Here is a 6,862-nt window from a genome sequence, read left to right as displayed (position 1 = left end):
GGCTGCATTCACCATTCCGACCGCGGGTCGCAATACGCATCCGAGGCCTATCGCGAGCTGCTCGCCGCCCACGACCTGACGGGGTCGATGAGCCGACGGGGTAATCCCTATGACAACGCCAAGGCTGAGAGCTTTATGAAGACGCTCAAGGTGGAGGCCGTCTACCTCGCCGCCTACGAGACCTTCGAGGACGTGACCGCCGACCTTCCGCGGTTCATCGACGATGTCTACAACTCACGACGGCTGCATTCGGCTCTGGGCTATCTCAGCCCCGTGCAGTTCGAAGATCAACACGCCCAGCAGACGGTCAAAACAGCGGCCTGATCCTGTCCACTCACAGGGGCGCACTCCATCTCGGGGGAAGCTTCGCGGCGCGATGCGTCCCTAGGTGCAGGGTCCTGAAATTGGGTAACAGGTAACGAGGTAACGATGCAGACCGCCACACAGGCCGAGTTCGCGCGCATGCACGACGTGGCCCGGAAAACCGTCACAGATTGGAAGTCTCGGGGCTACGTCACGATGATTGGCGGCCGGGTGGACGTGGAAGCGTCGAACCGCACCCTCGCCAGCGTTGGCCGGTCGCGCCTCAGCCCCGTTACCCTGAATAGCCGCAGCGCCCGTTTGGTGCGGCAAGGTAACGCGGACGGGGCTGAGGGTAGCGCCAAACGAGTGCGGACAGCCCGTTCCGGAGCAATGGGTAACGCTACACCGGCGGAGGCGACGCTGCACCGGCACGCCCGCGACTTCCCGCACGTCCTGGCGCTGGCCACCCTCGCCAGCTGCCCGGGCGACTTGGCGCTGGCCCTGCTGGATCACCTGCCGATGGCGACGGTGCGGCCCCTGGTGGAAGGGGTGGTCGCCAAAGGCCGGGCGGCTGCGGTGGAGCTTGTCGAGGACGAAGACACCCCCGCCGGGTTCGACAGCTGGGCGGATCACCCGTGGTTCACGGGACCGCCGATGACGGAGGCAGAGTGGCAGGAGATCGGGGCGGAGTGGCGCGGAAGCAAGGTCTAGCGGGTCCGCTGGAGGTCCGCAGATACCGGGTCCGCAAAATTAGACGGACCAATCCAGCCCTAACCGATTGAAAGAGTTGGTGGGCGCTCACGGGCTCGAACCGTGGACCCGCTGATTAAGAGTCAGCTGCTCTACCAACTGAGCTAAGCGCCCGACCGTACCGAGCCGGTGGCGCCTATCTAACCGTCCGGGCGCCGGGGTCAAGCCCCTTCGGCCAGACCGGGCTGCAAGGCTGGCCTGCGCCGCATCGCCCCGCCCGGCCGGGGCGCCTCAGTCCTTGGTGGCCGCGAACTCCGCATCGCGATGGACCCAGGCGCTCATGAGCAACCCGAAGCCCACCATGGCCGTCAGCATCGCCGAGCCGCCATGGCTGATCAGCGGCAGCGGCACCCCGCCCACGGGGATGGAGCCCGTCACCATGGCGACGTTGACGAAGACGTAGAGGAAGAAGTTGGTGCCCAGCCCGACGCCGAGCAGCCGGCCGTACTGGTGCCGGCAGCGCAGCGCGACCAGGAAGGCGAAGGCCACCACCAGCGCCAGCAGCAGCAGCGTCCCCACCGCCCCCACCAGGCCGAACTCCTCGGCGATCATGGTGAAGATGAAGTCCGTCTGCTTCTCGGGCAGGAAGTTCAGGTGGCCCTGGGTGCCCTGCAGGAAGCCCTTGCCCCACATCCCGCCCGATCCCAGCGCGATCTTGGACTGGATGATGTTGTAGCCCGCCCCGAGGGGATCGCTTTCCGGGTCCAGGAAGGTGGTGATCCGGGCCCGCTGGTAGTCGTGCAGGTGGTCATAGGCGATGGGCGCGGCGACACCGGCGGCGATGCCCACCAGCGCGAACTTCCACCAGCGGACGCCGGCCGACCAGAACACCGCCGCCCCGATCATGCCGGTGATCAGCGCCGTGCCGAGATTGGGCTGCTTCAGGATCAGCCCCACGGGGATCAGCACCGCGATCGCCGGCGGCACCAAGAACAGCAGGTTGCCGACACGCTCCCAGGACGCCCGGTGGAACCAGGAGGCCAACGCCAGCACCAGCAGGATCTTCATCAGTTCCGAGGGCTGGAGTTGCACCGGCCCCAGCTCGACCCAGCGCTGCGCGCCCTTCCCCACCTGCCCGTGCACGGCCACCAGCACCAGCAGCCCGATGCCGATCGCGTAGCCCAGCCAGGACAGCTTCGCGATCAGCCGGATGTCGACAAAGGCGATGCACAGCATCACCACCACGCCGAAGCCGAAGCGCAGGGCGTGCTTGCTGGCGTAAAGCTCGGGCGCCCCGCCGCCGGCGGAATAGAGCGCGACGTAGCCCACCCCCGCCACGGCGCAGAGCAGCAGCACGAAGCCCCAGGGCACCGCCCAGAGCTTTTCCAGCACGCCGAAGCCACGCTCGACCCGCAGCAGCCGGCGTTCATAGACGCCCGACATGGAAGTTGCTCCTAGCGCCCGGCCGCCGCCACGCGCGCGCCGGGGGCCGGCGGCGCCTGACGGAACCGGTTGATGGTGTCCATCATGATGTCGCGCGCCACGGGCGCCGCGGCGGTGGACCCGGCCGAGCCGTGCTCCACCACGACCGACACGGCGTAATGCGGGTCGTCATAGGGCGCGAATCCCACGAACAGCGCGTGCGGCCGCCATTCCCGCGGCATGTTCTCCACCCGGAAGCCGCGCTCGCGCTGCTCGCGGCTGACGCGGCGGACCTGCACGCTGCCGGTCTTGCCCGCGAACTGCCCGTAGCCGCCCGGCAGGCGGCCGGGTCTGCCGGTGCCGCTCTCCTCGTTGACCACGGCGTACATGCCTTCCCGCATCAAGCGCAGGTCGCGCTCGGGGATGCCCAGGCTGGGCCAGTCCTCGGCGCGGGTGCCGCGCACCGGGCGGCCGCCGATGGTCTGGGTCAGGTGCGGCTGCACCGCCCGGCCGGAGGCCAGCCGCGCCGTCATGGTGGCCAGGGCCAGCGGAGTGATCTGGTAGAAGCCCTGGCCGATGCCGTGCACCACCGTGTCGCCGAGGTTCCAGGGCTTGCCCTGCGCCAGGCGCCATTCCCGCGTCGGCACCAAGCCGCGCCGGGTGCCGGGCAGCTCGATCTCCAAGTCCACGCCCAGGCCGAAGCGCTTGGCCATGGCGGCGATGCGGTCGATGCCGGTGCGCTTGGCCATCTCGTAGAAATAGACGTCGCAGGAATACTTCAGGCCGTTGCGCATATCGACGCCGCCATGGCCGTAGCGCGAATGGCAGTGGAAGCGCGTGTCGCCGAGGTCGTAGTAGCCGGGACAGCTGACGCGCTCGCCTGGAGTGCAGACCTTGGCCTCCAGCGCCGCCAGCGCCACGATCATCTTGAAGGTGGAGCCGGGGGCGTAGAGCCCGTTGGTGCACTTGTTGATCAGCGGCGTGGCGCGCTGGCTGGTCCATTCGCGCCATTGCGCCGCGGACACGCCGGAATTGAACAGATGCGGGTCGAAGGAAGGCTGGGTGGCCATCGCCAGCACCTCGCCGCTGCGGCAGTCCAGCACCACCGCGCTGGTGCCTTCCGCGCAGCGGGCCCGGACGGCGCGCTGCAGCTCCGCATCGACGCTGATCTGGACATCCTGGCCGGACACGCCCTCGCGCCGGTCCATCTCGCGGATCACGCGGCCGACGGCGTTGACCTCCATGCGCTGCGCCCCGGCCCGGCCGCGCAGCAGGCGGTCGTGAAAGCGCTCCACCCCCGCGCGCCCGACCCGGATGCCCGGCAGTTCCAGCAGCGGGTCCTCGCCCATGTCGCGCTCCGCCGGGGGCGCGACGTAGCCGACGAGGTGGGCGAGGTGCTCGCGCTCGGGATATTCGCGCGTGGTGCCGACATCCACGCTGATGCCGGGCAGGTCGGGCGCGTTGACCTCGATGCGGGCCATCTCGTCCCAGGTCAGGAAGTCGCGCACCGCCACGGGCACGAAGCGGCGGCGGCGACGCACCTCGCGCTCGATCCGCGCCCGCTCGTGCTCGGCCAGGGGCACGATGCGGGAAAAGGTTTCCAGCACGGCCGGGACATCACCGGCATCCTCGGCCACCAGCAGGGCGCGCCAGTTCAGGCGGTTGCCGGCCACCACCTTGCCGGCGCGGTCCAGCACCCGGCCGCGCGGCGGCGCCAGCAGCCGGGCGGAGATGCGGTTCTCCTCGGCCAGGGTGGCGTAACGCTCGCCCTCATCGACCTGCAGCGTGTGCAGCCGCCATCCCAGGAAGCCCAGCCCGCCAGCCTGGATGCCGGCCAGCACCAGCGCACGCCGCGTGAAGATGGAGCGGCGGCGTTCTTCCTCGCTGTGACGGCTCATGCGCCTTCCTTTACGCCAGCGCCTCGGCCCGCTGCATCCCCTCGTGCACGCGGGTCAGCACGGCCGCCACCGCCGGATAGGCACCGGCCGCCAGCCCGGCCTGCACCAGGCCCGGCGAGGCCGGCACGACCTGCCAGCCCAGCACCACCTGCAGCGCATAGCCCAACACCGAGGCGGCCAGGGCGAAGACGCAGAAGATGATCCACACCACGGCAAAGGACTGCCGGGCCAGGAAGCGGCGGAAGCGGATCGCCGCGCCATGCGCCAGCAGCAGGGTCAGTACCCCCTGCCCCAGCGGCGCGAAGGCCAGCAGGTCCTGCAGCAGCCCCAGGCCGAACACCGCCGGGGCCGGCATGGCGGCGGGGCGGAACACCGACCAGAAGAACACGCAGGCCAGGGTCAGCCCGGGCCCCAGCACGGGCAGGCCGGCCGGGGTGGCGGCCAGGATTAGCAGCAGGGCCGCCAGGGTGGTGGGGAAGGCCGCCCGGCCCATCAGATCCAGCCGGCGGAGCAGGCCGGGCGCGGGGTCCGGCTGCCCGGTGGCCGCCATCAGGGGGCGCCCTGCCGGGGAAGGGCGGCGCGGCGCGCCATCAGCGCCGCGCCCGCGGCTCGGGCCGCGCCACCGCCTCGGGCGGCAGGACGCCGGACAGGCCGAACTCGAAGATGCGCAGCAGGTCGAGGCGGTTGAGCTGCGCGTAGGTCTCGATCTCCGGCGTGCCGGAATCCGACCAGTGCACCACCCCCACCGGCAGGCCGGTTGGGAAGGAGGTGCTCTCCGCCCCCGTGACCACGCGCTCGCCTTCCTTGGGCGGGCTGCCCTCGGGCCAGTGCTGCAAGCGCGGGCGGGCGCCGTTGGTGCCCACCATCACCGCCCGGGCGCGCGAGCTTTCCAGCACCACGGGGATGCGGCTGTTGAGGTCGGTGATCAGCAGCACCCGGGCGGAACGCTCGCCCACCTCCGTGACGCGCCCGGCCAGGCCGCGCTCGTCCAGCGCCACCTGCCCCTTGCGCACGGGCAGCAGCGGCCCGGTGGCCAGCAGCACGGCCCGGGCATAGGTGCCGCCGGCATCGGCCACCACCCGCGCGGTGCGGAAGGTGGCGGTGCTGTCGGGCACGAAGGAGAGCTGCCGGCGCAGCTGGGCGTTCTCGGAATCCAGCGCCAGGGCCGCGGCCTGCCAGTGGCGGAGGTTCTCGTTCTCCTGCCGCAACCGGGCATTCTCCGTCCGCAGGGACCAGAGATTGCTGGCGTCCTCCACCAGGTTGCGCGCGGCCTCCACCGGTTCCGCCAGCACGCCGTAGAGGGGGGCCAGCGCGTCGGACAGGGACATGCGCAGGCGTTCCACCAGCACGGCGTCCGCCTTGCCCAGCAGCATGACCCCGAAGGCGCCCGCGACCAGCGCCGGGAGCGTGAGGCGGCCGAGCGCTTCCCGGAGCTGGATGCTGATTCGGATCATGAACCGCCTGTTCCCTCGCGAATCCCCAACGGGCTCGCGGGCACGATGTTCTAATACATCGAGGACAGGACGTGGCGAAGCCGCTTCATCTCCTCCAGCGCCCGGCCGGTGCCCAGGGCCACGCAGGACAGCGCTTCCTCCGCGACGCTGACCGGCAGGCCCGTGGCGTCGCGCAGCACCTGATCCAGCCGGTGCAGCAGCGCCCCGCCGCCGGTCAGCACGATGCCCTTGTCCACGATGTCGGCGGCCAGTTCCGGCGGCGTGTTCTCCAGCGCCACCTTCACCGCCTCGACGATGGCGGTCACCGGCTCGGTCAGGCTCTCGGAGATCTGGCGCTGGCTGACCCAGACTTCCCGCGGCACGCCGTTCATCAGGTCGCGGCCCTTCACCTCGGCAATGGCACCCTCCTCGCCGTCATCGGGCAGGCGGGCGGCGCCGACCTCCATCTTGATGCGCTCGGCCGTGCTCTCGCCGATCAGCAGGTTAAACTGCCGCCGGATATAGGAGATGATGGCCTCGTCCATCTTGTCGCCGCCCACCCGGACGGAGCGGGCATAGACGATGCCGCCGAGGCTGATCACCGCCACCTCGGTGGTGCCGCCGCCGATGTCGACGATCATGGAGCCGGAGGGCTCCGTCACCGGCAGGCCGGCGCCGATCGCGGCCGCCATCGGCTCCTCGATCAGCAGCACCTTGCGGGCACCGGCGCTCTCGGCGCTTTCCTGGATGGCGCGTCGCTCCACCGCCGTGGAGCCGGAAGGGACGCAGACGATGATCATCGGCGAGGCGAAGGAGCGCCGGTTGTGCACCTTGCGGATGAAGTGCTTGATCATCTCCTCCGCCACTTCGAAGTCGGCGATCACGCCGTCGCGCAGCGGGCGGATGGCGGCGATGTTGCCGGGCGTGCGGCCGAGCATCAGCTTGGCCTCCTCGCCCACCGCGAGGACCTGCTTGCGGCCACGGATGTCGGCGATGGCGACCACCGAGGGCTCGTTCAACACGATGCCCCGGCCCTTGACGTAGACGAGGGTATTCGCGGTCCCGAGGTCTATCGCCATGTCGGCGGACAGGAAGCCGAACAGGCGTGAGAACATG

The 6,862-nt window shown here is 70.4% G+C and carries 7 protein-coding genes and 1 tRNA gene; 2 read left to right on the top strand and 6 right to left on the bottom strand.

All coding sequences use genetic code 11. The annotated features are described in order from the left end of the window. Both ACLIBK_RS11625 and ACLIBK_RS11620 read left to right on the top strand, forming a co-directional pair. On the top strand, positions 1 to 324 hold a 324-nt coding region (locus ACLIBK_RS11625), incomplete at its 5' end, for a transposase (protein WP_415387412.1). A gap of 105 nt (positions 325 to 429) precedes the next feature. Beyond that, positions 430 to 1,014 carry a hypothetical protein gene (locus ACLIBK_RS11620; RefSeq protein ID WP_415387411.1) on the top strand — a complete coding sequence of 195 codons (585 nt, stop codon included), beginning with the start codon at positions 430 to 432 and terminating at the stop codon, positions 1,012 to 1,014. Positions 1,015 to 1,091: 77 nt separating this feature from the next. Here the strand turns inward: ACLIBK_RS11620 and ACLIBK_RS11615 are convergent. The 6 genes from ACLIBK_RS11615 to ACLIBK_RS11590 all read right to left on the bottom strand — a co-directional run bounded on the left by ACLIBK_RS11615 (position 1,092) and on the right by ACLIBK_RS11590 (position 6,861). After that, a tRNA-Lys gene (locus ACLIBK_RS11615) sits at positions 1,092 to 1,167 on the bottom strand. A 117-nt stretch (positions 1,168 to 1,284) separates the two neighbouring features. Beyond that, positions 1,285 to 2,436 carry a rod shape-determining protein RodA gene (gene rodA / locus ACLIBK_RS11610; protein WP_415387410.1) on the bottom strand — a complete coding sequence of 384 codons (1,152 nt, stop codon included), beginning with the start codon at positions 2,434 to 2,436 and terminating at the stop codon, positions 1,285 to 1,287. A gap of 11 nt (positions 2,437 to 2,447) precedes the next feature. After that, positions 2,448 to 4,313 carry a penicillin-binding protein 2 gene (mrdA, locus tag ACLIBK_RS11605; RefSeq protein WP_415387409.1) on the bottom strand — a complete coding sequence of 622 codons (1,866 nt, stop codon included), beginning with the start codon at positions 4,311 to 4,313 and terminating at the stop codon, positions 2,448 to 2,450. Between the two features lie 10 nt (positions 4,314 to 4,323). After that, the gene (mreD, locus tag ACLIBK_RS11600; RefSeq protein ID WP_415387408.1) at positions 4,324 to 4,863 is read right to left on the bottom strand and encodes a rod shape-determining protein MreD; all 540 of its coding nucleotides are present in this window, start codon (positions 4,861 to 4,863) and stop codon (positions 4,324 to 4,326) included. Between the two features lie 40 nt (positions 4,864 to 4,903). Next, a complete protein-coding gene (mreC, locus tag ACLIBK_RS11595; protein ID WP_415387407.1) occupies positions 4,904 to 5,767 on the bottom strand; it encodes a rod shape-determining protein MreC in 864 nt (287 codons plus the stop codon). A 50-nt stretch (positions 5,768 to 5,817) separates the two neighbouring features. Then, on the bottom strand, positions 5,818 to 6,861 hold the full coding sequence (locus tag ACLIBK_RS11590; RefSeq protein WP_415387406.1) for a rod shape-determining protein: 1,044 nt from the start codon (positions 6,859 to 6,861) through the stop codon (positions 5,818 to 5,820). Position 6,862: the final 1 nt, after the last annotated feature.

It is taken from the genome of Roseomonas sp. BN140053 (assembly GCF_047690175.1).
GTDB lineage: Bacteria > Pseudomonadota > Alphaproteobacteria > Acetobacterales > Acetobacteraceae > Roseomonas.
This window is presented reverse-complemented; position numbering and strand designations above follow the sequence as displayed.

Coding starts and splice junctions, on each gene's coding strand:
- ACLIBK_RS11620 (WP_415387411.1), top strand. CDS start 430: ATGCAGACCGCCACACAGGCCGAGTTCGCGCGCATGCACGACGTGGCC.
- rodA (WP_415387410.1), bottom strand. CDS start 2,436: ATGTCGGGCGTCTATGAACGCCGGCTGCTGCGGGTCGAGCGTGGCTTC.
- mrdA (WP_415387409.1), bottom strand. CDS start 4,313: ATGAGCCGTCACAGCGAGGAAGAACGCCGCCGCTCCATCTTCACGCGG.
- mreD (WP_415387408.1), bottom strand. CDS start 4,863: ATGGCGGCCACCGGGCAGCCGGACCCCGCGCCCGGCCTGCTCCGCCGG.
- mreC (WP_415387407.1), bottom strand. CDS start 5,767: ATGATCCGAATCAGCATCCAGCTCCGGGAAGCGCTCGGCCGCCTCACG.
- ACLIBK_RS11590 (WP_415387406.1), bottom strand. CDS start 6,861: ATGTTCTCACGCCTGTTCGGCTTCCTGTCCGCCGACATGGCGATAGAC.